Raw genomic sequence first — 22,744 nt, forward strand, 5'->3', positions numbered from 1 at the left:
GTCGGTGATTTGTTGTTGGTTAATTCCAAAAAAATGACTTTTTGATAAAAAATAATATGATGATGTTTTTATTGGTTTATGGCGGTTTTGTGAGGTATTTTATTCTTTAAATGTAATTGTATGGAAATATTTTTTTACTTCTTTTTGATTTTTGTTGCTTTTGTGCTGAAGTGTTCGTTGTTTTTTAATGTTTTTTGCTTATTTGCCTTTTTTTTTAAGATTAGATTGTTTGTTTTGGATAAATCTAGCAAGAAAGCCGAATTCACTATTGACTTGCATCTGTTGCCATTTATCCTTGCTCCGAAGTTTATAATGGCATTCTAATACTTGTAGCGTATCCTTGCTTTTAATCGCATGTGCTGCGATCGATCTACTATGAAAGCTGGTGCAAAAATTTTTGGGTCTCCTATAATCATATGCTTATTGCTAAATCCTAACCTACGGGCACAAGGTCTAAAAGATAGCTGGGTGGGACGCCAGGTCCACCGGATTTTTAATGACACAGCTTCTGCCGCGGAAAAAAGCTTTACGGTTTATCCCACTTTTGGCTATGCGCCCGAAACGGGGATAGAGCTGGGGGCTTCGGCCCTTCAGCTATTTCGTGCTAAGAACGATTCATTGAACAGGTTGAGCGAGCTGCAGGCGTTCGCTTTCTTTACTTTTAAGGCTCAGTATGGCTTATGGCTTGATAATGCGATATACGGCGACAAAGACAAGTGGTTTTTGCTGGGAAGAACGCGTATCCAGCGTTTTCCTCTGTTTTATTATGGTATCGGGCCTCGTACCGGAGAATCTAATCATGCGGTGGTGGACGCTTTTAGCATTGCCTTTAAGCAACGTGTTTTAAGGAAAATCAGTAAGGATTTTTTTGTTGGCCCTGAGGTTGATTTTCAACAACTCACCGATGTGTCTTTTAATCGACCTGCTTCAGGGGGGCCGATGCTTCCCTTGGGAGCGGATGGTTCGTTAAACCTCGGACTGGGTGCGGCTTTGGTTTATGACAATAGGCATAATGTGTTAAATGTAAGGAAAGGGTTCTTTGGGGAGCTTTCTTTTTTGAACTACAGCCCCTCGTTGGCCAGTGATTACCGCTTTAATAGTGTTAATTTAGATATACGGTCTTTTCATGTGCTAAACAAGCGCAATACCCTTGCTTGGCAGCTTTTTGGCAACTTTGTCCGTGGAGATGTACCCTTCAACCTGTTAGCCCTGATGGGGGGCGATATGCTGATGCGTGGCTATTACCAAGGTCGGTATCGAGATAAGAATATGTTAGCCTCACAGGTTGAGTTTAGAATGTTGCCGTTAGCGTTCAGTAAAAGGGTAGGAGCGGTTGTATTTGGATCAATGGCAACGGTAGGTCCGAGCATTGACGCGCTTAGCTTTTCCAATCTAAAATGGTCAGGTGGTTTTGGCCTTCGTTATTTACTCTTTCCAAAAAAGGATATTTATATCCGCTTGGACATCGGTTTCACACAAGAAGGCGCCGGTTTCTATATTTTCAATGGAGAGGCTTTTTAGGATTTTTTTTCATGCGGGTAAACAAAACGAATTTCCGGGCTGTTTTCTTTATACATCCGATAATAAACTGTATATGGAGCAAATGAGGATCCCTGAGGAAATGCTAGTTCATTTCAATTATGAAGCGAAAGATGTACCGCAAACGGTGCGGGAACTACGTCCCATCATATTCCAGGACGGAAATGATTTTTGTTGTGTGTTGGGACCTGATATGAAAAAAGGCATTTTTGCATGTGGTTTATCGCCGCAGGAGGCGTTGAAGAATTGGCAACGTAACTTAGACGAACGGATAAAGAACCATTCCGACAATGATGAAGTAGCTAATTATGTTGTAGATGCATTAAAGGCTTCAAACAAAAAGATTTGGTGACGATCTTTTTGAATGGCGGTAATACATAATGAACGCGTTTATAATAATAATAAAGGACATAACTACATGCTATTAATGTTGTATGTAAGATCGGATCTGCAGGCGATATGCACGGAACAATGCAAACAATTATAATAATAGCGGGTTTTTTCTTTGATTTGCAATGTCTTTAAAAAGATTCTCTTAAAGACGGCTAAAAAAAGAAAAAAATGCTTCTTCCAATTGGAGATGATAATCGGGATCGGAAGACGATCCCCTTTGTAAATTATACACTTATCGCTATTAATATATTCGTGTTCGTTTTTTGGCAACATTTCGGTAATAATATTTATTTCACTTTTGCTTATGCAACGATCCCCGCGGAAATATTAACAGGTAGGGATATTATCACTGAGAGTCAGCTGATTGCTGACCCCTTTACTGGAGATGTTTTCGAGCTGCCGGGATTACAAAAAACACCTGTACCGGTTTTTTTAACATTGATAACTTCCATGTTTATGCATGGCGGCTGGGCCCACTTGGGAGGGAATATGCTGTATCTCGGTATTTTCGGCGATAACCTGGAAGACCGTATGGGACATATCAACTATTTGCTCTTTTATCTGCTAACAGGAGCATTAGCCGGTTTGAGTCATGTGTTCAGTACTTTTATTCTTGGACAAGATCTACTGATTCCCAGTTTAGGTGCGTCGGGCGCCATTTCCGCTGTATTAGCAGGATATATGGTTTTGTTCCCGCGAAGAAGCGTTTACGTATGGATTTTATTCGTTGTGATCTCCGTGCCGGCTTTTCTGGCGGTGGGACTATGGTTTCTTTTCCAAGTATCAAATGGTCTTGGCGCGCTAGGTGGGCAGCAAGCGGGCGGCGTTGCCTATGCCGCCCATATTGGTGGTTTCCTTTTTGGCTTATTGTTGATAATGCGATTTGTAAAGAAAAAGAAATTTAGAAAGAGGGTATAAAACCAATATCATCCAAAGCAATCACACCGGAGGGCGACTGATCAAAAATAAAGGAGATGCTTTGCAGATTATTTAAATCGAATGAAGCGCTGTTTTTTTTCAACCTGCTTAGATCAAAGTAGAAGAAGTCGGGTATCGCTTCGGCATCTTCGTTTGCATTGAGAAAAGCATATTTTGTCAATTTTTTCTGTATCTGCGGTTGTAAAGGGAAACAGTTGCTCAACAAAAAATGAAGCCGATTTCCTGAACGGTCTACCAATTCTATTGTGAAATCAATGGGCGGCATTTCTTCGATATTTTGCTTTTGTTTTTTCTCTTTCCTACTTGCATCCTTTTCTTGTCTTTTCTCTCGGTTACTCTTTTTCCCTTTGTTAGGTGAAGCGAACTTTCGTCGCTTGTTGTAAGGTTGAAGACAAGCGCCTTATCTTCTGTTGCCAAATGGATGCTGTCATTAAAGTTAAATGTATATCTACCAATTAGCTTCTTGTCATCTTCCAAATTCCACCCTATATAGGCTACACGTGAGAGATGATCTCCCCACATTAGCTTATGTTGTGCTTCTCTCCACACACTTAAATTCGTTGCATTTATATTTACACCAGGTATGGTAGCTGTCGTCAGATTCAAGTCTTCTTCATAGCGTGCCAGGAATATGGACTTGCTTGATTCATACTGGTTAAAATAGATTTGTTCGGGAAGCCAATCACGACCAGATCGGTAGTCCATAAATAAAGGTGTATAGGCTGTCATACCTCTTAGATGTACGTCAAGGAAGGCGCTAATATAAACCTTGGCTATTTGTTCCTGATCTTTTGCCTCCATGACGTTGGTCATGTTAAACTGGTTGATGAAAGGTCGACTAGCGTCATATTTACCCCAGCTTGTATTGAACTGCCCATGGTTGGCATGATGAACATACAGGCCTGCCTTAAAACCTTGATAAGAGGGATTGTATTGAATACGCTTATATGTACTTAGTCCTCCATACGACTGCATATCCATATCGTGTGTTCCCTGTATTACAAGATAGTTGATGTCTTGAAGGGGGGCTAAGATGGATGCAGGTTTGTATTGACCATCTACGGGCGCTATCGCTACATAAGCTTTGATGGAGAAGTTAAAGTCGAACTTCTCATTTGCATTATCTGGAAAGCTGGGTAGACTATTGAACAAGGCGGCATGAGACATCGCTTCACCGCCACGTGAGTGGCCCACTAAGGCGATGTTATTCATATCAACGCGCCGATAAAATGGATTTGATGGATCTTCATTCCATTTTTTCCACAGTTCCAAGTGTTTTAACATTAACCATCCGCGTGTGCCATTTTCTTTTTCCAAACCACCTCGGGGCATATCAGTAAAACTCCCATTCAGAAAATTCTCGTCAACGGATGCAACGATATAGCCTTTGCTGGCAAGTAGTTCGCCTAAGTAATCATAGCCACTTTCTGACCAGTCTTGCGCCAGATGATTTCCATGTACAATCAAAACAAGGGGAGCAGGCCCTTGTAAGTTGTTTGGATACCAGACCATCGCGTTTAATGGAAGTGCCGTTTCATTAAAACCGAAATACCAAGTACGCAATTTACCTGAAATACCGGTCCAAGATTTTAACAAAAAGGATGCGTCTACAGTAGGGGATTTTATGGTAGCATCTTTGCCATATATTGTACGATGTTTATCGTTCCCCGATCCATAGCTTAAAAAGGAAACCTGCCATTTACCTCTCTGCGCTGGATTGGCTGCCTTTATGGTTGGGGGAAGTTTTGCCAGTAACTTGTAATTTTTGATGGACTCGACCCTTCTTCCGGGATATAGAAAAAGAAATAAACCAAGTCCCAAACCAACAAGTCCCAGACCAAAGACCATAATAGCCGGTAATTGCCTTTTTCTTGTATGTTGGCTTTCTTTATGTTGCCTCCAATAAGATAAGGCACCAAAAATCAAGGCAGGGAAAATAATAACGAAGCCGATAACGATCCAATTGTATGGCCAACTCAGTCGATCAAAAAATAAAATAAAGAAAATAACAAAGGCGATGGATTGTCGAAAATAGCGTGGGGTTTTTGCGGCAAGACCTATGGCAAAACTGATGATAACAGCAATGACATAAGATGCGATAACGTAACAAAATAGAGTGAGCAGATAATAACCGAATCCGACAGCCGATAGGAAACCATCAATTGTATTGAAAGCAAAAAAGAGCAATGAGACAAGGAAAATTCCTATCCCGCTGGCTTTGAGCGTTCGATTATTTGGCGTGAAAAATGCAATTGCTTTTTGGAACCAATTGCGGGTTCGTTTCCACCAACTATTAGGATGCTGTTGTATGTTTTGTTCCATTGTTTAAACCAACAAGTAAAAAATTACAAATCGCTTGATATTAAGGTGTAAACGAAGGTACAAAGCTTTTCCAATATAAAATTGTATGAAATTAGCCTCCCGTATTGCTTATAATTTTCTGTATTGATTGGGAGTGAATCCTGTTAGCTTTTTAAAAATTTTCGTGAAATGGGCTTGATCCGAAAAGCCGCAGCGGTAAGCAACTTCAGTAAGTGTGGCGTGCTGCGATTTCAGTAGGATAAGCGCTTTTTCGACTTTGATCTGGCGCAGATATTCACCGGCTGTACAGCCAAAATAACGAGCGAAATACCGAGAAATTGTTACCGGATGTACTTGTAGATAGTGAGCCAATGTATGAAGGGATAATGGCTTATCCCATTCGTCATACAGGATCGATTTAATTTTTTTTGTCCATTCAGGAAAAAGATGTTCCCTTTTGTTGGATTTACCGTTTAGTGTTAAACAAAGCTGTTGAAGCGACAGGGGAGTATCCGCATCATTTAAGTAAATTTCACGCATAATCTGCATGAGGCAAGCGGTATTGATTGATGGCTGCGCTTCGAACATAAATGATTCATCCGGTATCAAGATATCATAATTCTTGAAAAAGTCAGCGGTTAGTTCCATATTAAATATCCGCGTTCCCTGCACATAGTTCAGGTTTTGATGTGGTATTCCGGGATAATAGTACAGACTAGTACCAGCCATTTGTATTTGTGTCCCCTTTTCTCTCAATTCCCTGCTGCCTCCAGACAAAATATGTGAGAAATGTGGGTTACTATGGTAATGCCATTCGGATGACATGCCTGGCTTAAACGTTGTTTCACTTGCTATAATGCCGTCAAATATCAATTGTTTCACTTTTTCACCGACATAAGTGCCTATTTCAAATCGGACGGGAGGACAAGCCAGCATGTGGAATCGGAATTAATGTTTATTATAGTATAGACGGTGAAAGTGCTGTGTTGTTACGCCTAATTAACTTCATTTTATGAATCCTTTCATCTCTGTGCGATTGCAAATATTCATCATCACAACAGATATTCAATGCTTCTTATAAACCTTGAATCTCAGATGGCTAAGTGATAAAATCGTTAATTTTAATTATTCCGGCCAACTACATGATCGTTCTTCATATCCAACAGCTTAATAGCTGATGCTGCAACGATTCCACCTAGGGTGTACCAAGCTACCGTGAGAATTTTACTAACCATACTTTTATTGATTGGTGCGTCGTTTAATCCCAAAGGTTTTGTAAGACCGATTGCTCCAAGTCCGGCGGTTAATCCGTAACCTGCGCCTCTCCAGAACAAGCCCTGTGAATCGCCTTTCCCAATAGCACTGTAATACATGGTATTACTGGCAAGATCGCTTAAAAGCGTAGTTGCATACAATTTTTTTCCGGTTGGAGGTGTTATGCCAACAGTCCGACTGGTTTTCTTGATAGCTTCCTGACCGACCTTGTCGATTTCCGGCGCTTCTTTAAACAGTTTTTTAGCACTTTCGTGAATGATATTTAAAATAAGGGCTCCTGCTAACCCCCCTAACATGTTAATTGCGAACTTCATATCGTTTTCTCTTTTATCTTCGATGCATTATGACCAGCTACCGTCAACCGATCGCTTATCCCTAAAAGAACAAATGACGATAGATAATGTTGTAAATGCCTTAAATTTCATGCGTGAGAATGATGCTAGCCAAGCAAAATTCATCAATAGCTGCCTATTGGTTGAGTCGACTATTTCTTTATAGGCTTATTCCCTTTACATTTGCAAATATGGATTCAATTAAACGACTATGCGGTGCGTCAACCTGTTTTCTCTGTAATCAAGTTAGCGATGAAATATTTAGAGCGATTAAGGCCAAAGGCACCCAAGGTCAAATAGCTAAAGGCCAAATACTTTTTAAAGAAGGCGATAAAGCTGATACCATTTATTTTATTACAGAAGGTTGTATCAAGACCCATATGAAATGGAGCGAAGATCGGGAATTTATACTCCATTTTAATCGGCCAGGCGAAGTTCTGGGATATCGGGGAATGGGAGGCGACTTGAAATACCCAATTTCCGCAACTGCCCTCCAAAAAAGCTACGTATGTTCGCTTAGCCTCGATTCCTTTGACCGCTTGTTAGATGCTGACCCGGCTTTCGCCAGAAAATTTTTGAACTTTCATATTAATGAATTACGCGACGCCGAAAAAAGAATGCGTGATTTAGCATTAATGGAAGTGAAGGGAAGGGTAGCGAATACGGTTATTACCCTGGAAGCACAATTTGGCTGCGATAGCCTTGGATTTATTGCAATTGAACTAAAGAGGCAAGATTTGGCTTATTATGCAGGAACGGTCTATGAAACCTTCTTCAGAATGCTCAAACAGCTGGAGGAAGAGAATACGCTCGAATTAAATGGAAAGAAAATTAAGATTTTAGATAGGAAGCTATTACAAGCCTATTGTACCAATTAAACACTATCAGATTGATTCAAAGGTGATTCGGACTGTGATGTAACAAAAATTGATGGAAAGATTTTTTAAAATATGATATAAGTCATATTTTGCATCAAATTTATAACATGTCAACTAAGAAGTCCGGAATTCCTATTTCCGTTTCCTTGTCATCCACTTTGGAGTCGGAGGCCATTTATCCTCAGCAAGTAAGGAACAAGAAAAGATTAATCATGATATCTTGTTATGCCGTAGCTGTAGGAGCAGCCATCAGTTTAATTGCTCGTTTTTTAGTCTATTTAATCAGTCTAATAACCAACTTATCGTTCTATCAAAACTTATCATTTCATGAGGTTTCTCCTGCCCATAATCAATTGGGAATGATCGTCATCGCTATACCTGCGTTGGGCGGCATTATTGTAGGATTAATGGCTAAATATGGGTCAAAGGCAATTCGAGGTCATGGTATTCCCGAAGCCATGGAGCAAATTCTGACGAATGAGAGCAAGATACGTCCTACTATCACTTACCTAAAGCCAATTTCCTCAGCAATAGCGATAGGAACCGGTGGGCCTTTTGGTGCTGAAGGGCCGATTATTGCTACCGGTGGGGCTTTAGGTTCGACTTTAGGTCAGTTATTACGCATCACGCATACAGAACGGAAAATTTTGCTTTCAGCAGGAGCCGTGGCAGGAATGACAGCCATATTCGGGACACCGATAGCGGCCATTTTTCTAGCGATTGAGTTACTCCTTTTCGAATTTACACCTCGTTCCATTATTCCTGTAGCACTGGCCTGTATAACGGGTGCGGCAGGACATCACTTATTATTCAGCGCCGTTCCTGTGTTTTTCAGCGGTGCCAGCATCGATGTGGTTTCGAACGTATCGATTTTCTTTTATAGTTTAATGGGATTGCTGATCGGTTTTTGGCAATTTTAGTGACCAAGTCGGTTTATGCGGTTGAAGATTTGTTTGAAAAATTGCCAATACATTGGGTATGGTGGCCTGCAATTGGTGGAATTGCTGTAGGACTGATTGGTTATTTTTTTCCTCGCACACTGGGCGTTGGTTATGAAAATATTACGGATCTCCTTTCGGGTAAGATGCCGCTGTATTTTGTTCTGACGTTGTGTGTTTTTAAATATCTTTCCTGGGTTTTAGCCTTAGGTAGCGGTACGTCAGGCGGGACATTAGCTCCGTTGTTAACGATTGGAGCTGCTTTAGGCGTGCTAATTGCCATGGTCTTTAAACATTTAATGCCCGATTTGGATATTAACCTGGCCCTGGCTGCTCTGATTGGCATGTCAGCCATGTTTGCAGGTGCATCAAGAGCCTTGCTTACTTCTATCTTATTCGCATTGGAAACGACCGGTCATTTTAACGCCCTTATTCCCTTGCTTGCTGCCTGTGTTGCTTCTTATACGGTATCCTATCTATTTATGCGCAATACAATCATGACTGAAAAAATTAGTCGACGCGGTGTTTTAACCCCTGATGAATATGAACCGAATTTATTGGAAATGGTTAATGTTGGCCAAATCATGCAGCAGGTAGCTGTGACCGTGTTGGAGACAGTAAGTATCCTGGAAGCACAAGATTGGTTCAATAAATCGACGGAAAGACCCGATTATTTGATCATTGTTAATGAGGAACAACAATATGTGGGGCTTATCTCTACAAAAGAGCTATATAAATTTACCGGCAATGACAAAACACAAGTAAGTACGCTAATTGAAAAATCGGTTAAGCCCCTTTATACAGATAACAGCCTACGAGCTGCATTGAACGTTATGTTAACAGAAAATAAGCACTGCCTTCCGGTCATCGATAGAAAGCGTGAAATAGCTGGGCTTATTACCTATGATCGATTGCTCAACTCTTTTCAAGAAATATCGGCTAAAAGTGAACGACGGACAATTAACATTTCACTCCGAAGAAGAGGGCTTAAATTTATCGCTAATCGTAGACGACCAAATCATGTTCGATAAGTTGCTTTTCCGATTAAGATTGTAAAAAAATACAACTTTTTGTATTTATAACTGTTCCTAGATACAGTTATCGTTGATTTATAGTAGGGAGGAGTTATGCCGGAATTACCCGATTTAGAGGTTTTTAGTAGAAACCTTACGAGAATCCTTAAGGGGAAAAAACTGGAACGGATACATGTTCATGAGCATAAAAAAGTCAGTGTTCCGGAAAAAGAGCTCAAAGAAGCTTTGGAAAAACGTGAATTAAAGAAAGTATATCGCTTAGGAAAACAACTTTATTTCGATTTCGGAAAAAATACGTTATTATCTCTTCATTTAATGCTTCACGGTAAACTGGTATATACCAACGAAGAAAACCCTAAGTATGCCCTATTATCCTTGAAATTCGAAAAGGCTCAAACGCTCTTCATAACAGACTTTCAAAAGATGGCCCATATTCAGCTAAATCCGAAGCGGACAGCGTCGGTAGATGCTTTGTCGGATGATCTGCATGCGGAACGACTGTATATGATCCTTCAAAACAGCAAGGCAACTATAAAAACACTTCTAATGGATCAACATATAATCGGTGGTATTGGAAATGCCTATGCGGATGAAATTCTTTGGGAGGCAAAGATTGCACCGCAATCTATCGCCAATAAAATACCAAAAGAAAAAGTAAGCGAATTAGTGGAAAGTATTAAAGAAGTTTTATTGCAGGCGGAAAAAATGATATTAAAAGAACACCCCGATATCATAAGCGGTGAAATTCGCGATTTTATGAAGGTTCATCGTGTGAAGGCCAAAGAAGATCCACAAGGTAATCCGATCCGAACGGAAAAGATAGGCGGCAGAACTACTTATTTCACAGATCGCCAACATGTCTACGCTTAACTCAAGTGCATCGATTGATATTGTATAGAGCGGGCAACGCTTACTTAATTAATGACGCTTTTAATATTTTAACACAGTGAACTAGCTGAGGATTAACGAGTAGATTAATAAAGGTCTTTCGTTTCTTTTTGCTCCCAGCTTAAGAAAGGCGCCTGTGATTCGTTAATTTGTCGAAATTCGAAGGGAATTCTTCTTTCTGTTCCTGTTAAATTTATTTCTTCATAAATAAAAGCATCATCAAAGCCAGCTTGTGCTGCTACAAATCTTGTCGCCGCATAGACTACACGCGATGGCCGCGCCCAATAGATCGCGCCTAGGCACATAGGGCATGGTTCACAAGAAGCATAGAGTGTGCAGTCATCCAATTGATATTCACCAAGGTGTTTGCAGGCATCTCGTATAGCTACAATCTCCGCGTGTGCGGTAGGATCTATAGTAGATGTCACTGAATTGCATCCTTTGCCGATTATTTTGCCGTCCTTTACAATGATACACCCAAAAGGCCCTCCTTTGTTCTGTTTAACGCCTGTTACCGCTAAATCAATTGCCTTCTTTAAAAATATTATATCGTCTTTTGAAGCCATCATTAATCATTACCTCAGCTAATTTACAATTTTTTGTACGTCTTTCGATTATACCCTACGAATGATATATTGATCATTATTCCATGCTTACTTCCATTTTCCAATCTTTGGGTTGGTTGTTCCAGTATATGCTTACGTGCTCGTTGCTTTTATGCCTTAGAACCTCCAAGTTGATTCGTAAACTGTCTACTTGGATACCACTTAGTTTTATCCAGCTTAGAAAGCTTGGCAGGTAAGGTTTATTAAAACGAATAACTTTTTTGTCAGGAATAATTTCTAAACCAAGCAATGATTGTAGCAACAAGAATACCGAAGATACGGACCACGCCTGCGGGGAGCAGGCTACCGGATAAGCCGTTGGCCCTTCACCCTGACGTCTTTCAAAACCACAAAAAAGTTCAGGTAATCGTTGAAGAGGAATAAAGAGCGAAGCGTCAAACAACGCAGTTGTTAATCGGGCTACTTCAACGACAAAACCATATTTTGCAAATCCACTGGCTATCAGCGCTACATCGTGAGGCCAAATAGAGCCATTATGGTAAGACATCGGATTGTATCTCGCTTCATTTGCTGCTAATGTGCGGATACCCCAACCAGCAAATAGATCGGGATGGAGTAAGGTTTTTACAAGTTTTGATGCCAAATGTTCATAGGCAATCCCCGTAAACAGCGCATGCCCCGCATTCGAAGTGTTTATCATACATGGTTTTTTGTCGCCATCCAGCGCTAAAGCAAAGCACTGCTTCTCTTCGATCCAAAACTGTTCGTTGAATTTTTTTCTCAAGTCAAGGGCACTCTTTTTCAGTTTTTGTGCAACGGCTGTTTTACCTAAGTCGTAGGCTATATAGGATGCGGATTTCTTGGCAGCATATACATACCCCTGAACTTCACATAAGGCAATAGGGCTTTTGGCCAGTGTACCATCAGCATGTGATATGGCATCAAAGCTATCCTTCCATCCTTGATTAGTCAATCCTTTTTCCGCTTTATGTTGATACTCTACAAAACCATCACCGTCAAAATCACCATAGTTGTCGATCCAATTTAAAGCAGCTTCAATGTGGGGCCATAATTGCTGCATTGTAGAAAGATCGCCTGTGCGTTGATAGTAAGCGCCAGCTAACATAATGAAAAGTGGGGTAGCATCAATTGTTCCGTAATATTTTTTAAAGGTAATTCGTTTAACGCAACCATTTCGCCATTTCTCATCTCATGCAGTATTTTTCCTGGTTCAGCATCTGAAGCTTTGTCTTCTTGTTCGGCCTGATGTGCGGCAAGAAAGAGCAATACCTCTTTAGACAATTGTGGGGCGAGCCACAATGTCTGCCAAGCGGTGATGATGCCATCCCGTCCGAAAGCTGTATTGTACCAAGGGACACCGGCGTAAGGATATTTACCGTAAGGTGTTTCTGCCATTAAGGAGACTAAATCAGCCTGTGAACGATTCAGCCAATGTGTAAATTGCTCGTTGCTCGTTTCAATAATAGGGAAGTATGCATTTTTATGCTTTAACCTAGGTATCAGTTCGTCTTTTGCCATTTCATAGGCAATTTTCGGTTGCGATGCTCGTCCTGTTTGCTCAAAATGAATGGCGTATTCCAGTTGACCGAGACCTTTGGCTGCTAAGTCGAGTGGAAAATGAAGCAATTGATGCGCTAAATCTGCTTCAAATGGCTGCGAAAAGTATATAATCGCCTTCCGCCTAATATGGTCCAGTCCCTCATAGCTGATCACCAGCTGCCCATCCTCACTTTTGGTTAAGGGCATAAGTCGTCCTCTTGCTTTGCGTTTTACACCCCGTACTTCAAAAATATCGGCAAAATCGCCCTTAATAACTAAAGACAACTTAACAGAACAGGGATGATCCAGATAGTTTTGAATATCCAGTTTTTCATGAAAAACCTCATCTTTTAAAAATTGGCTTCGATGAATATGTAGCGAAGCAGCGGCGACCTTGATACCATTTAAAGATGTAAACCCGGGATTGCTCAAGTCGGTAGACAGTGTCTCGTTCTCTTCGGTAATGCTTGAGCTGAGTAAATCAAGGGGCATTCCGTTAAGTAACAGATGTAAGTGGTTAATGAAGCGTGTATCCCGATTATATATTCCTTGAATTTGGTTGCCGCCGGAATCTATATTGCCCCAACGGTTAAGTATAGCAAAGGTATCGCAATGATTTAAAACGTTAAACTTCTCCTCGTAACTTTCCATAGTTCCAATATTACGCTGTTAATTTGCTGTCTATTGAATCGAATTTTTTTGAATGATGACTTACAGATATACGATGTCTATTACATAATAGTTCGTAATTACGGACATAATCCTGGGCCATTCTATCTGAACTAAAGCGTTCTTCAAACAAACGTCTAATGATTCGTGGATCTAAAGCAGACGCTTTTCCAATGGCATGTGCAGCCTCTTCGACCGAGGAAACAAGATAGCCATTTTTTCCATGCTCAATAATTTCAGGAACAGACCCATGGGCATACGCTATGACCGGAGTGCCGCAAGCCATTGCCTCAATCATAACCATTCCGAAAGGTTCCGGCCAGTCGATCGGGAATAATAACGCTTTGGCTTTTCCAAGGAAATCATTCTTCTCAGATTCCCCGATCTCGCCGATATATTCTACAAAAGGCTTTTGGATCAAATGCTTTATATGATCATGAAAATAGGATAGATCCGCTTTATCGATTTTTGCTGCTATTTTTATTTTGCAGCCCGCTTTTTCTGCAATTTCGATAGCTCTATCAGGCCTTTTCTCCGGCGATATTCTGCCAATGAATGCCACGTAGTCGTCTTTTGTTTCAATTGCTTGATACAAATCTTTGGGAAGACCGTGATACACAGTATCCATCCATGCTGCCTGCGGTAAAGGGTTCCGCTGACTGTTTGAAATGGAGATGATAGCTTGCGTGTCGAATTTATCGTATAGTGGTTTTAACTCAGGTATATCTAAGCGGCCATGTAGTGTCGTAATACAGGGCCTTTGTAAAAGTTGTGAAGCGGGAAAGTGAAGATAATCTGTGTGAAAATGTATAATATCAAATTCATGTGCGCGTTCAATCACTTCTTGTAGCTGTAAGATATGAAAGGCTAAGGGATCGATTACTTTCGGGTTTAAACGCAGTGCTTCTTGCGTATGACTGACAAGTTTCGCACGAGTTACCGAATCACCGGATGCAAATAAAGTGACCTCATGGCCATGATCTACCAGGGCTTCTGTAAGATAGGAGACAACCCGTTCCGTACCGCCATATAGTTTAGGAGGCACAGACTCAAACAATGGGGATACTTGTGCAATCTTCATAGAACATATGAAATTAATAATGACAAGAATGCGTGTGTTTACTCTTTGTAAGAAGTGCAGATATAAGAAAGGCTTGTATTTACAAGCCTTTCTTACTAAGAAATTTCAATAAGGCGAGGTGCTTTTTTCTTTGCTTCCTCTTTTTTTGGAATGGTTAAACGTAACAAACCATTTTCGTATTGAGCACCTATTTTATCTTCATCAACGACGTCTTTGGGTAAAGTAAAACTGCGTTGGAATGACTGATAACTGAACTCCCTTCGGCTGTAGCCGTCCTGCTTATCTTCTTGCTCATGCTTTTTACTTGAAGAAATGGTCAGGGTATTGCCATCAAGCTCTACCTTAAAGTCATCCTTGCTCATGCCGGGAGCTGCCATTTCAACTTCAAAATTGTCATGGGTTTCCCGGATGTTTACCGATGGGATTGTTGTTTGCGTGGATGAATAATTGCTATTGTTCCAGTCAAAGAGATTGCTGGCAAAAAGATCATCAAAAAATGCCGGAAATGATGGAAAATTACTTCCGTTTCTTTTAATCAGTGACATAAATAACCTCCTTTTTTAAATTTAATTATTTATTTACCAAGAAAATGAAACTATTTCTACCTAAAGCTATCAAGTAATATACCAAATCGTTGTATAGGCGATCTTAGGTCAATTTGGCGGCTTTAGGTAGTAAGGCAATTACGTTGAAGGACAATTTGACATGTGGAACGGCTAATATCTGATAATGTTTATGTTGCGTTCATCCGTTCTTATTTATAATTTTATCAAATGGAAAAACTAAACTGGCCAATTATAACGCTTTTTGTAGGAATTTGCTCCTGCACAGGATCTGATCATTCGCTCGTACCTATAAAGGGTACGTGGAAATTGCTGTCTGCCACCGTCGTTACAGGCAAAGACAGCGTTACGACCGATTATAGCAAAGGGACAAGTATGATAAAAATTATTAACGATTCTCACTTCGCCTTTTTAAGACATGATGAAAATACACCTAAAGATTCGTCCCATCATTTTGACGCCGGCGGTGGTAGATATACGCTGAAAGGAAATGCTTATACCGAATATTTAGACTTTTATGCTAATCGAAATTGGGAAGGGAATACCTTTAATTTTCAAGTTACTATTCTTAATGATACACTCGTGCAGAAAGGAACGGAAAAGGTGGAAAGCGAAGGCATTAATCGTGAGATTATCGAGCGATATGTGCGTGTTCAGTAGAATCTTCCAAACAATTGCAATCACACAGTTAGGAACATTTTAGGCTAATTTGATTCGTATGTCTACACCGTTCTTATCGATCCAACTTATGGTGTTGTTGGTTGTTTCTGCTTAAGTTTAGTGATCAATGTAAGGGATAAATTAGTCTCCTTTGCGATTTCAGCATCGGAAAAGCCGTCTTTTTTCATTCCTCTGGCAATAGCTATTAGTGTTTTGATGAAAGGATGAGCGGGATGTACACTGTTGTTGGTTATAACAGATCCTATTGTTGAACTTACCATAACAAAATCTATTTGGTACGTTTCAAAGGTAAAGCTTTAGGATGAGAAACCTAAAATGGCATTTTGTATTTGTGTTTTTTTTGCGTAAAAATGTATATGTATGTGAAGATGAGTGAAATAACTGTGGAAAAGCAGTCCCTGAATCAATCATTACAATCAACACTTACGGTGATTTTTTAAAGGCTTATCGAATAGATTTGGAGCATAATAATCTATCTTTGTTCTCCTGGGCAATACGCTACATGGGGAATTACAGGTGATATTTAACCATTTTACTAATATAAAGCTGCATGAAACACTGTTTTTTTTACGGATTAGCCTTTCTTTTACTTAGCTGCAAATTGAGCGCGCAAACTGACAAAAGTTACGTCTCCGACGACTTTACCATTAAAAAGATAAAAGATAATGTTTATGAGCACACCAGTTATTTGTTAACAGACGATTTTGGGAAAGTGCCCTGCAATGGTATGATTGTTTATGATGGAGGAGAGGCCATTGTTTTTGATACACCAACCAATGATTCTATAGCCGACATTTTGATTGATTGGGTTAAAGATAGTTTGGATTGCACAATAGTAGCAGTTATTCCAACCCATTTTCATGATGATTGCTTAGGCGGTCTGGCGGCCTTTCATAAGAATCGAATTCCTTCTTATGCTAGCAATAAAACAATAGCTTTTGCCAAAGCAAAAAACCTGATCATGCCTCAACATGGTTTTCATAAAAAACTCGAACTAAAAGTAGGTGAAAGAAAAATTATTGCTGAATTCAATGGTGAAGGACATACGAAGGATAATATAATAGGTTATTTCCCAAGTCGAAGAGTTATGTTTGGAGGTTGTTTGATTAAAGAAATGAATGCTTCAAAGGGATATCTGGGAGATTCAAACGTGGAGAGCTGGTCTGAAACGGTTATGAAGATTAAACAAAAATATCCTGAAGCAGAGCTAATCATTCCGGGGCACGGAAAATCGGGAGGTCAGGAATTGCTCGATTATACCATAAATTTATTTAAGCAATAGGACGCATTCATCTATTTAAGAATCTTTCAACTTTTAGAACAGCCTTTTAGCTGTTGCAATGGACTCGGATTCCAAATAAAATCAAATTTGGTTTTACTAATAATATTAGTAACTTTGCTAAAGTTTTTGGTTTTATGGTTTAGAATCCTGATGCGTACATTATCAAATAGAGCAGCTATTATTGCCCAATTGCAAAAGGATATCCTTCTTTTAGAAGGGTTCAAGCCGGCATTAGACGATTCAGGTTTTCATGCCGGGCTTGAACCCATAAAAGAGGCCTTTCCCAACGCTCGTTTTCCCACGGGAGCGATACATGAGTTCATCAGTATGTCCGATGAGCAGGCTGCCGCAACCAGTGGATTTATATGTGGGATTTTAGGAAAACTTATGCAGCAAAGAGGCCTTTGTGTTTGGATTAGCTCTTCACCAACACTTTTCCCTCCGGCATGTAAACTATTCGACATCCTACCTCATCATCTTATATTTATTCACCTGAAGCGAGAACGTGACATTTTATGGGCGATGGAGGAAGCTTTAAAATGTAACCGACTAATTGCTGTTGTAGCAGAACTACAAGAGATTAATTTGGTGACCTCCAGGCGTTTGCAACTTGCTGTAGAACAAAGTCAGGTCACAGGGTTTGTTTTTCGTCATAAGCCTAAAAATTTAAATAATACAAGTTGCATTTCCCGATGGAGTATTTCTCCGCTGGCTAGTGGGATGGAGGAGGACGGTATACCGGGAATTGGATTTCCCCGTTGGAAGGTCGAGCTGCTTAAAATACGGAACGGACGACCGGGAAGTTGGCAGATGGAATGGAGCGCTAATTCCTTTAAATTAATAACAAAACCGAAATATTCTGTGCATGAGCGATTATTGAAAAGGGGGTGATATGCAACAACGTTTTGTTTTCATATGGCTTAAGTATTTAAAAACAGATTGGTTTAGCATTCACAAACCGGAATTGAGTGGAAAAGCATTTGTGCTAGCAACGCCTCAACGGGGACGTATGGCTATCACAGCTGTTAATCGTGAAGCGATGACACAGGGAATCAAAGTAGGGATGGTAGTGGCAGGCGCAAGAGCTATCTGCCCCACTTTACAAGTGTTGGACGACCGGCCTGATTTATCTGAAAAGTTATTGAAAAGCTTGGGTGAATGGTGCCTTCGTTACACGCCTGTAGTTGCTATTGATTCACCTGATGGTTTAGTTTTGGATATTAGTGGTTGTGCACATCTATGGGGAGGTGAGAGTACCTATCTCAAAGCCATTAAGATGAGCTTTAAAAAACAGGGTTATCACACACGGATGGCTATGGCAGACACAATAGGTGCGGCATGGGCCATAGCTCATTTTGGTTGGGAAAATGCAATTATACCTCCGGGGGAGCAGAATACAGCTTTGCTTAGGTTACCTCTTTCAGCCCTTCGTTTATCTTCAGATTTGCTTATTCTCCTTCAAAAACTTGGACTACATAAAATTGCCGATATTATCCATTTCCCCTCTGCTTCTTTAAGAAGACGCTTTGGAAATGAAATAGGCATTCGTCTTGACCAAGCGTTGGGTCATGCATTAGAAAATGTGCAGGCAATACAGTCTATTCAACCTTATCAGGAGCGTTTACCTTGCTTAGAACCCATTATAAACGTTAGAGGGATTGAGATAGCCTTGAAAAAGCTATTGGATGGATTATGTGATCGCTTGGAGCGAGAGGAAAAAGGATTACGTACCGCATGTTTTATGGGATATCGTGTCGATGGTAAAATCGAAAAAATTGAGATAGAAACTAGTGCAGCCTCTCGTCATAGTCAGCATCTTTTTAAGTTGTTTGAACTTAAAATAGCTACAATGGAGCCTGCGCTTGGCATTGAGTTGTTTACTTTGGAAGCTAAAAAAGTAGAACATCTAGTAGCCGAGCAAGAAGTGTTATGGATAGAACGGGCCGGGGTTGGGCATGTAGAAGTGGCAGAGTTACTTGATAAAATAAAGACTAAGTGGGGTGATCATTGCGTAAAGCGTTATATACCGGAAGCGCATTATTGGCCGGAGCGTTCGTTCAAAACAACAAGTTCCTTACAGGAAATGCCAGGGATGGAATGGAGTCTAATACGGCCACGCCCCATCAGAATACTCACTAAACCGGAAAAGATTGAAGTGACTGCCCCCGTTCCTGATTATCCGCCCATGCTTTTTCGCTATCGAGGAAAAGTACATACTGTTAAAAAGGCTGATGGCCCTGAACGTATCGCTCATGAATGGTGGCTGGAAGACAACGAACATCGGGATTATTATTGTGTTGAAGACGCAGAGGGGCAACGTTATTGGCTCTTTAGGGTTGGACATTATAATGAAGGTAAATTGAACATCTGGTACCTTCATGGTTTCTTCGCTTAAGTGCATAAGCAAATGGCTGATTATACAGAATTACAGGTTACTACAAATTTCAGCTTTTTACGTGGCGCATCGCATCCGGAAGAGCTGATTGAGCAGGCAGCCCTTTATGGTTATAAGACCTTAGCAATTACAGACAGAAATAGTTTGGCAGGTATTGTGCGAGGGCATGTGGCAGCAAAGGCAAAAGGTATACGGATCATTCCGGCTTGTCGGTTGGATTTATTGGATGGTCCGAGCTTATTGGCCTATCCCACCGATATGGCTGCTTACGGCCGTTTGTCAACATTGCTCAGTACAGGCAATTTAAGAGCAGAAAAGGGAGCGTGTCATTTGTGTAAAATGGACGTATATGCATTTAAAGAAGGTATAAAATTCGTCATTGTACCGCCTGATACGTTAAATGATGATCTGAATTTTGAACGGCTATTTATACAAAACGTGGAAGAGTACCGTATAAAATTAGGCAAGGATCTTTATTTGGCCATAACCAGATCTTATACAGGTGATGATATGAAAAAAATATATCGCCTTTCTCAACTTGCAAACCGATATGACATTCCCCTGATTGCAACTAATGACGTGTATTATCATAGCCCCGATCGCCGTGAGCTGCAAGATATTTTGACTTGCATACGGGAGAAATGTACTATTTATAACGCAGGATTTCGTTTACACCAGAATGCGGAGCGTCATCTCAAATCCTCGGAAGAAATGGAACGTATTTTAGGCAATACCCAGATGCTATTTTACGGACTCAGGAAATAGTTGAGGCTTGCCAATTTTCATTGGATACATTAAAATATGTTTATCCGGAAGAAATTACAGAGGAAGGACGTAGCCCACTGGAAGAATTAACCCATCTTGCATGGCTAGGCGCTAAAAAGCGCTATGGTGAAACAATTCCTGACAAGATTAAAAGAAATATAGCGCATGAATTGGGGTTTATTGAAGAGATGAATTATGCTGCTTATTTTTTAACTGTATATGATTTAGTCCGTTATGCGAATGAGCAAGGAATTTTGTGTCAAGGACGTGGTTCAGCTGCTAATTCTACCATTTGTTATTGTTTGGGAATTACGGCAATTAATCCTGAAAAATTCGATTTATTATTCGAACGCTTTATTTCTTCGGCTCGAAATGAGCCTCCGGATATCGATGTCGATTTTGAACATGAACGCAGAGAAGAAATTATACAATATATTTATCGCAAATATGGAAGAGATCGTGCGGCCATTGTGGCTACAGTCACCCAAGTACATGAAAAAGGTGCAATCAGAGACGTTGGTAAGGCCATGGGGCTGTCAGTTGATACCATTAACCGTCTCGCGAAGTCGATTTGGGAATTTACACCTGAATGGTTTGATGAAAGACATATAACCGAATACGGGTTTGATGCCAGGGATCCCCATCTTCGAAAAGTTTTACAGCTTACGCAACAATACGTTGGTTTTCCTCGTCAACTTGGGCAGCATACGGGCGGCTTTGTCATTACCCAGGGAAAACTTTCCCACTTATGTCCAATCTTGAATGCCCGTATGGAAGATCGTACTTGCATCGAATGGAATAAGGACGATATAGAAGCGTTGGGTTTTCTTAAGATCGATGTTCTGGCCTTAGGAATGCTTACCTGTATCCGGAAGGCTTTTAATTTAGTTAAGCAGCACAAAGGTATCGATCTTTCATTGGCGAATATTTCAATTGACGAGAAAAATCCTAAAGTCTATGCGATGATCAGTCGTGCGGATACAATTGGTGTATTTCAGATAGAAAGCCGTGCACAACAATCCATGTTGCCACGTCTCAGACCTGAAAATTTCTATGATTTAGTAATAGAGGTGGCGATTGTACGACCGGGGCCTATCCAGGGAGATATGGTACATCCCTTTTTGCGGCGCCGTAGAGAAGAAGAAGCGGTGGAGTATCCTTCTCCGGCGCTTGAAGAAATTTTAAAAAGAACGTTAGGTGTCCCGCTCTTTCAGGAGCAAGCCATGAAAATAGCCATGGTGGCAGCGGGTTTTACGGCGGCAGAGGCCGATGAATTACGTCGCAGTATGGCTACATTCAAGGCTAAGGGAACTGTCACAAATTTTGAAGAAAAGCTGATCCAAGGTATGGTAAGAAACGGATATACCTTGGATTTTGCTAAGCGGATTTTTAAACAATTGGAAGGCTTTGGAAGCTATGGTTTTCCTGAGAGCCATGCCGCCAGTTTTGCCCTGCTTGTCTATGTTTCTGCCTGGATAAAATGTTACCATCCGGAAGTTTTTGCTTGTGCACTGCTTAATAGCATGCCTATGGGGTTTTATCAACCCGCTCAAATTGTAATAGACGCAGAAAAGCATGGCGTTACTGTATTACCGGTTGATGTGAACTATTCTTATTGGGATAATAGCTTAGAGGAAAAAATAGGCGAGTTTCATGCAATGCGGCTCGGTTTCCGTCAGGTGAAAGGTTTGCGGGAGGATGAAGTCGCTGTTCTAATTGACGCTCGGAAAAAAACGACTTATACTTGTATTCACTCTATATGGAAAATTGGTGTGTTGCAGGTAACTTTGGAGAAACTGGCGGATGCTGATGCCTTTCAGTCGCTTGGCTTGGACCGTCGGCAAGCTTTGTGGCAGATATCGCTGCTGCGTCAAAGGCCAAAGGGATTGTTTATAGATCAAGGTCTTGAATACGAATCTAAAGTACAGATTGAATTGCCAAAAATGACCGCAGGCGAGCATGTATTACAAGACTATGCTTCCATGTCTTTGTCTTTAAAAGCGCATCCTGTAAGTTTTGTGAGGGAAAAACTACGCCTGCTTCATGTGTTGCCGGCTCAAGATTTAGCTGAGAGGAATGATGGTGTTACGGTAAAGGTTGCGGGTTTGGTGTTAGTACGGCAACGCCCGGGAACAGCAAGTGGGATCTGCTTTATAACATTGGAAGACGAGACTGGATGCAGCAACCTAGTGGTCTTTCAAAAATTATTTGAGAAATATAGAAAGGAAATCCTCAGAGCTAAATTACTGATGGTAGAAGGAAAGCTTCAACGCGAGGGCGAGGTGGTACACGTTATTGTAAGACGTTGTTTTGATCTTTCAAGATTTTTGGGTCTACTAACAGCTCATGAAACTAATAAAGAATTGGGCCCCATCCATGATAAAGAAAGTCAAATTCAGAATATTTCACAGAAAAAGATCTTTCCTGAAGGAAGGAATTTTAAATAGAAAAGCCCGGCTTTTGGGGATACCGGACTTTTCATTTTTTAATCAACCTAAACCTACTCTTTTAGAAACAAAGGCTATGCCAAAATTCTTATAGAAAGTCATATGTGAACCATCTTGGTAGCCAGCCCCGTCTACTCTAATATCTTACGGTTTATTTTCCAAGGCGATTACAATAGTAAACATTTTATGCTATTTTTAGGACACCTGCAAAATTTGCC

General features: G+C 40.6%; 22 protein-coding genes and 1 pseudogene. 13 read left to right on the forward strand and 10 right to left on the reverse strand.

Features of this window, described 5'->3' with window-relative positions:
• Positions 1 to 468: 468 nt before the first annotated feature.
• From QT327_RS12095 to QT327_RS12105, 3 genes are all read left to right on the forward strand, one after another.
• Positions 469 to 1,521 (forward strand): BamA/TamA family outer membrane protein, encoded by a 1,053-nt coding sequence (locus tag QT327_RS12095; protein WP_242627372.1) that lies wholly within the window; start codon positions 469 to 471, stop codon positions 1,519 to 1,521.
• Between the two features lie 73 nt (positions 1,522 to 1,594).
• A complete protein-coding gene (locus QT327_RS12100; RefSeq protein ID WP_130857871.1) occupies positions 1,595 to 1,891 on the forward strand; it encodes a hypothetical protein in 297 nt (98 codons plus the stop codon).
• 209 nt (positions 1,892 to 2,100) lie between these two features.
• Complete coding sequence (locus tag QT327_RS12105) at positions 2,101 to 2,850, forward strand: rhomboid family intramembrane serine protease (protein WP_130857870.1); 750 nt, start codon at positions 2,101 to 2,103, stop codon at positions 2,848 to 2,850.
• On the opposite strand, the gene QT327_RS12110 is transcribed toward QT327_RS12105, so the two are convergent.
• From QT327_RS12110 to QT327_RS12125, 4 genes are all read right to left on the reverse strand, one after another.
• Entirely contained in the window at positions 2,834 to 3,136 is a 303-nt protein-coding gene (locus QT327_RS12110) for a hypothetical protein (protein ID WP_289552988.1), read from the reverse strand. The genes QT327_RS12105 and QT327_RS12110 overlap by 17 nt on opposite strands.
• Entirely contained in the window at positions 3,112 to 5,193 is a 2,082-nt protein-coding gene (locus QT327_RS12115) for a poly(ethylene terephthalate) hydrolase family protein (protein ID WP_289552989.1), read from the reverse strand. Before QT327_RS12115 ends, QT327_RS12110 begins: the two co-directional genes overlap by 25 nt.
• A 108-nt stretch (positions 5,194 to 5,301) precedes the next feature.
• Entirely contained in the window at positions 5,302 to 6,108 is an 807-nt protein-coding gene (locus QT327_RS12120) for a helix-turn-helix domain-containing protein (protein ID WP_130857868.1), read from the reverse strand.
• A 185-nt stretch (positions 6,109 to 6,293) separates the two neighbouring features.
• Positions 6,294 to 6,761, reverse strand: a complete 468-nt coding sequence (locus QT327_RS12125; protein WP_013666496.1) for a hypothetical protein — start codon at positions 6,759 to 6,761, stop codon at positions 6,294 to 6,296.
• A 209-nt stretch (positions 6,762 to 6,970) separates the two neighbouring features.
• On the opposite strand from QT327_RS12125, the gene QT327_RS12130 reads away from it, so the two are divergent.
• The 4 genes and pseudogenes from QT327_RS12130 to QT327_RS12145 all read left to right on the forward strand — a co-directional run bounded on the left by QT327_RS12130 (position 6,971) and on the right by QT327_RS12145 (position 10,499).
• Positions 6,971 to 7,657, forward strand: a complete 687-nt coding sequence (locus QT327_RS12130) for a Crp/Fnr family transcriptional regulator (protein ID WP_168204563.1) — start codon at positions 6,971 to 6,973, stop codon at positions 7,655 to 7,657.
• Between the two features lie 407 nt (positions 7,658 to 8,064).
• Positions 8,065 to 9,008, forward strand: a pseudogene (locus QT327_RS12135) (chloride channel protein); the annotation flags it as partial.
• A gap of 171 nt (positions 9,009 to 9,179) precedes the next feature.
• Complete coding sequence (locus QT327_RS28225) at positions 9,180 to 9,626, forward strand: CBS domain-containing protein (RefSeq protein WP_354004816.1); 447 nt, start codon at positions 9,180 to 9,182, stop codon at positions 9,624 to 9,626.
• A gap of 96 nt (positions 9,627 to 9,722) precedes the next feature.
• Positions 9,723 to 10,499 carry an Fpg/Nei family DNA glycosylase gene (locus tag QT327_RS12145; RefSeq protein WP_130857865.1) on the forward strand — a complete coding sequence of 259 codons (777 nt, stop codon included), beginning with the start codon at positions 9,723 to 9,725 and terminating at the stop codon, positions 10,497 to 10,499.
• A gap of 104 nt (positions 10,500 to 10,603) precedes the next feature.
• On the opposite strand, the gene QT327_RS12150 is transcribed toward QT327_RS12145, so the two are convergent.
• From QT327_RS12150 to QT327_RS12170, 5 genes are all read right to left on the reverse strand, one after another.
• The gene (locus tag QT327_RS12150) at positions 10,604 to 11,086 is read right to left on the reverse strand and encodes a nucleoside deaminase (RefSeq protein WP_013666500.1); all 483 of its coding nucleotides are present in this window, start codon (positions 11,084 to 11,086) and stop codon (positions 10,604 to 10,606) included.
• Positions 11,087 to 11,159: 73 nt separating this feature from the next.
• Positions 11,160 to 12,260, reverse strand: coding sequence for an amylo-alpha-1,6-glucosidase (locus QT327_RS12155; protein ID WP_502910549.1), 1,101 nt, complete (start codon positions 12,258 to 12,260; stop codon positions 11,160 to 11,162).
• Complete coding sequence (locus QT327_RS12160; protein WP_289552992.1) at positions 12,203 to 13,294, reverse strand: glycogen debranching N-terminal domain-containing protein; 1,092 nt, start codon at positions 13,292 to 13,294, stop codon at positions 12,203 to 12,205. The genes QT327_RS12155 and QT327_RS12160 overlap by 58 nt, the downstream gene beginning before the upstream one ends.
• Positions 13,295 to 13,304: 10 nt before the next feature.
• Positions 13,305 to 14,393 carry a glycosyltransferase family 4 protein gene (locus QT327_RS12165; RefSeq protein WP_149105650.1) on the reverse strand — a complete coding sequence of 363 codons (1,089 nt, stop codon included), beginning with the start codon at positions 14,391 to 14,393 and terminating at the stop codon, positions 13,305 to 13,307.
• A gap of 95 nt (positions 14,394 to 14,488) precedes the next feature.
• Positions 14,489 to 14,938 carry an Hsp20/alpha crystallin family protein gene (locus QT327_RS12170; protein ID WP_013666503.1) on the reverse strand — a complete coding sequence of 150 codons (450 nt, stop codon included), beginning with the start codon at positions 14,936 to 14,938 and terminating at the stop codon, positions 14,489 to 14,491.
• Positions 14,939 to 15,166: 228 nt separating this feature from the next.
• Between QT327_RS12170 and QT327_RS12175 the strand changes: the two genes are divergently transcribed.
• Entirely contained in the window at positions 15,167 to 15,616 is a 450-nt protein-coding gene (locus QT327_RS12175) for a hypothetical protein (RefSeq protein WP_130857862.1), read from the forward strand.
• 86 nt (positions 15,617 to 15,702) lie between these two features.
• On the opposite strand, the gene QT327_RS12180 is transcribed toward QT327_RS12175, so the two are convergent.
• Positions 15,703 to 15,897 carry a hypothetical protein gene (locus tag QT327_RS12180; protein ID WP_149105651.1) on the reverse strand — a complete coding sequence of 65 codons (195 nt, stop codon included), beginning with the start codon at positions 15,895 to 15,897 and terminating at the stop codon, positions 15,703 to 15,705.
• A gap of 290 nt (positions 15,898 to 16,187) precedes the next feature.
• On the opposite strand from QT327_RS12180, the gene bla reads away from it, so the two are divergent.
• From bla to QT327_RS12205, 5 genes are all read left to right on the forward strand, one after another.
• On the forward strand, positions 16,188 to 16,919 hold the full coding sequence (gene bla / locus QT327_RS12185; RefSeq protein ID WP_149105652.1) for a subclass B1 metallo-beta-lactamase: 732 nt from the start codon (positions 16,188 to 16,190) through the stop codon (positions 16,917 to 16,919).
• Between the two features lie 150 nt (positions 16,920 to 17,069).
• Positions 17,070 to 17,810: an ImuA family protein gene (locus QT327_RS12190; protein ID WP_246860285.1), complete on the forward strand. Its 741-nt coding sequence runs from the start codon at positions 17,070 to 17,072 to the stop codon at positions 17,808 to 17,810.
• A gap of 1 nt (position 17,811) precedes the next feature.
• Positions 17,812 to 19,314, forward strand: coding sequence for a Y-family DNA polymerase (locus QT327_RS12195; RefSeq protein WP_289552993.1), 1,503 nt, complete (start codon positions 17,812 to 17,814; stop codon positions 19,312 to 19,314).
• Between the two features lie 12 nt (positions 19,315 to 19,326).
• The gene (locus tag QT327_RS12200; RefSeq protein WP_289552994.1) at positions 19,327 to 20,079 is read left to right on the forward strand and encodes a PHP domain-containing protein; all 753 of its coding nucleotides are present in this window, start codon (positions 19,327 to 19,329) and stop codon (positions 20,077 to 20,079) included.
• A complete protein-coding gene (locus QT327_RS12205) occupies positions 20,076 to 22,526 on the forward strand; it encodes an error-prone DNA polymerase (RefSeq protein WP_289554428.1) in 2,451 nt (816 codons plus the stop codon). Before QT327_RS12200 ends, QT327_RS12205 begins: the two co-directional genes overlap by 4 nt.
• Positions 22,527 to 22,744: the final 218 nt, after the last annotated feature.

Source organism: Olivibacter sp. 47 (assembly GCF_030372825.1).
Taxonomy (GTDB): Bacteria; Bacteroidota; Bacteroidia; order Sphingobacteriales; family Sphingobacteriaceae; genus Olivibacter; species Olivibacter oleidegradans.

Bases quoted from the DNA above. Each gene is read 5' to 3' on its own strand.
- QT327_RS12100 (WP_130857871.1), top strand. From the start codon at position 1,595: ATGGAGCAAATGAGGATCCCTGAGGAAATGCTAGTTCATTTCAATTAT.
- QT327_RS12105 (WP_130857870.1), top strand. From the start codon at position 2,101: ATGCTTCTTCCAATTGGAGATGATAATCGGGATCGGAAGACGATCCCC.
- QT327_RS12110 (WP_289552988.1), bottom strand. From the start codon at position 3,136: ATGCCGCCCATTGATTTCACAATAGAATTGGTAGACCGTTCAGGAAAT.
- QT327_RS12115 (WP_289552989.1), bottom strand. From the start codon at position 5,193: ATGGAACAAAACATACAACAGCATCCTAATAGTTGGTGGAAACGAACC.
- QT327_RS12120 (WP_130857868.1), bottom strand. From the start codon at position 6,108: ATGCTGGCTTGTCCTCCCGTCCGATTTGAAATAGGCACTTATGTCGGT.
- QT327_RS12125 (WP_013666496.1), bottom strand. From the start codon at position 6,761: ATGAAGTTCGCAATTAACATGTTAGGGGGGTTAGCAGGAGCCCTTATT.
- QT327_RS12130 (WP_168204563.1), top strand. From the start codon at position 6,971: ATGGATTCAATTAAACGACTATGCGGTGCGTCAACCTGTTTTCTCTGT.
- QT327_RS28225 (WP_354004816.1), top strand. From the start codon at position 9,180: ATGCAGCAGGTAGCTGTGACCGTGTTGGAGACAGTAAGTATCCTGGAA.
- QT327_RS12145 (WP_130857865.1), top strand. From the start codon at position 9,723: ATGCCGGAATTACCCGATTTAGAGGTTTTTAGTAGAAACCTTACGAGA.
- QT327_RS12150 (WP_013666500.1), bottom strand. From the start codon at position 11,086: ATGATGGCTTCAAAAGACGATATAATATTTTTAAAGAAGGCAATTGAT.
- QT327_RS12160 (WP_289552992.1), bottom strand. From the start codon at position 13,294: ATGGAAAGTTACGAGGAGAAGTTTAACGTTTTAAATCATTGCGATACC.
- QT327_RS12165 (WP_149105650.1), bottom strand. From the start codon at position 14,393: ATGAAGATTGCACAAGTATCCCCATTGTTTGAGTCTGTGCCTCCTAAA.
- QT327_RS12170 (WP_013666503.1), bottom strand. From the start codon at position 14,938: ATGTCACTGATTAAAAGAAACGGAAGTAATTTTCCATCATTTCCGGCA.
- QT327_RS12175 (WP_130857862.1), top strand. From the start codon at position 15,167: ATGGAAAAACTAAACTGGCCAATTATAACGCTTTTTGTAGGAATTTGC.
- QT327_RS12180 (WP_149105651.1), bottom strand. From the start codon at position 15,897: ATGGTAAGTTCAACAATAGGATCTGTTATAACCAACAACAGTGTACAT.
- bla (WP_149105652.1), top strand. From the start codon at position 16,188: ATGAAACACTGTTTTTTTTACGGATTAGCCTTTCTTTTACTTAGCTGC.
- QT327_RS12190 (WP_246860285.1), top strand. From the start codon at position 17,070: ATGCGTACATTATCAAATAGAGCAGCTATTATTGCCCAATTGCAAAAG.
- QT327_RS12195 (WP_289552993.1), top strand. From the start codon at position 17,812: ATGCAACAACGTTTTGTTTTCATATGGCTTAAGTATTTAAAAACAGAT.
- QT327_RS12200 (WP_289552994.1), top strand. From the start codon at position 19,327: ATGGCTGATTATACAGAATTACAGGTTACTACAAATTTCAGCTTTTTA.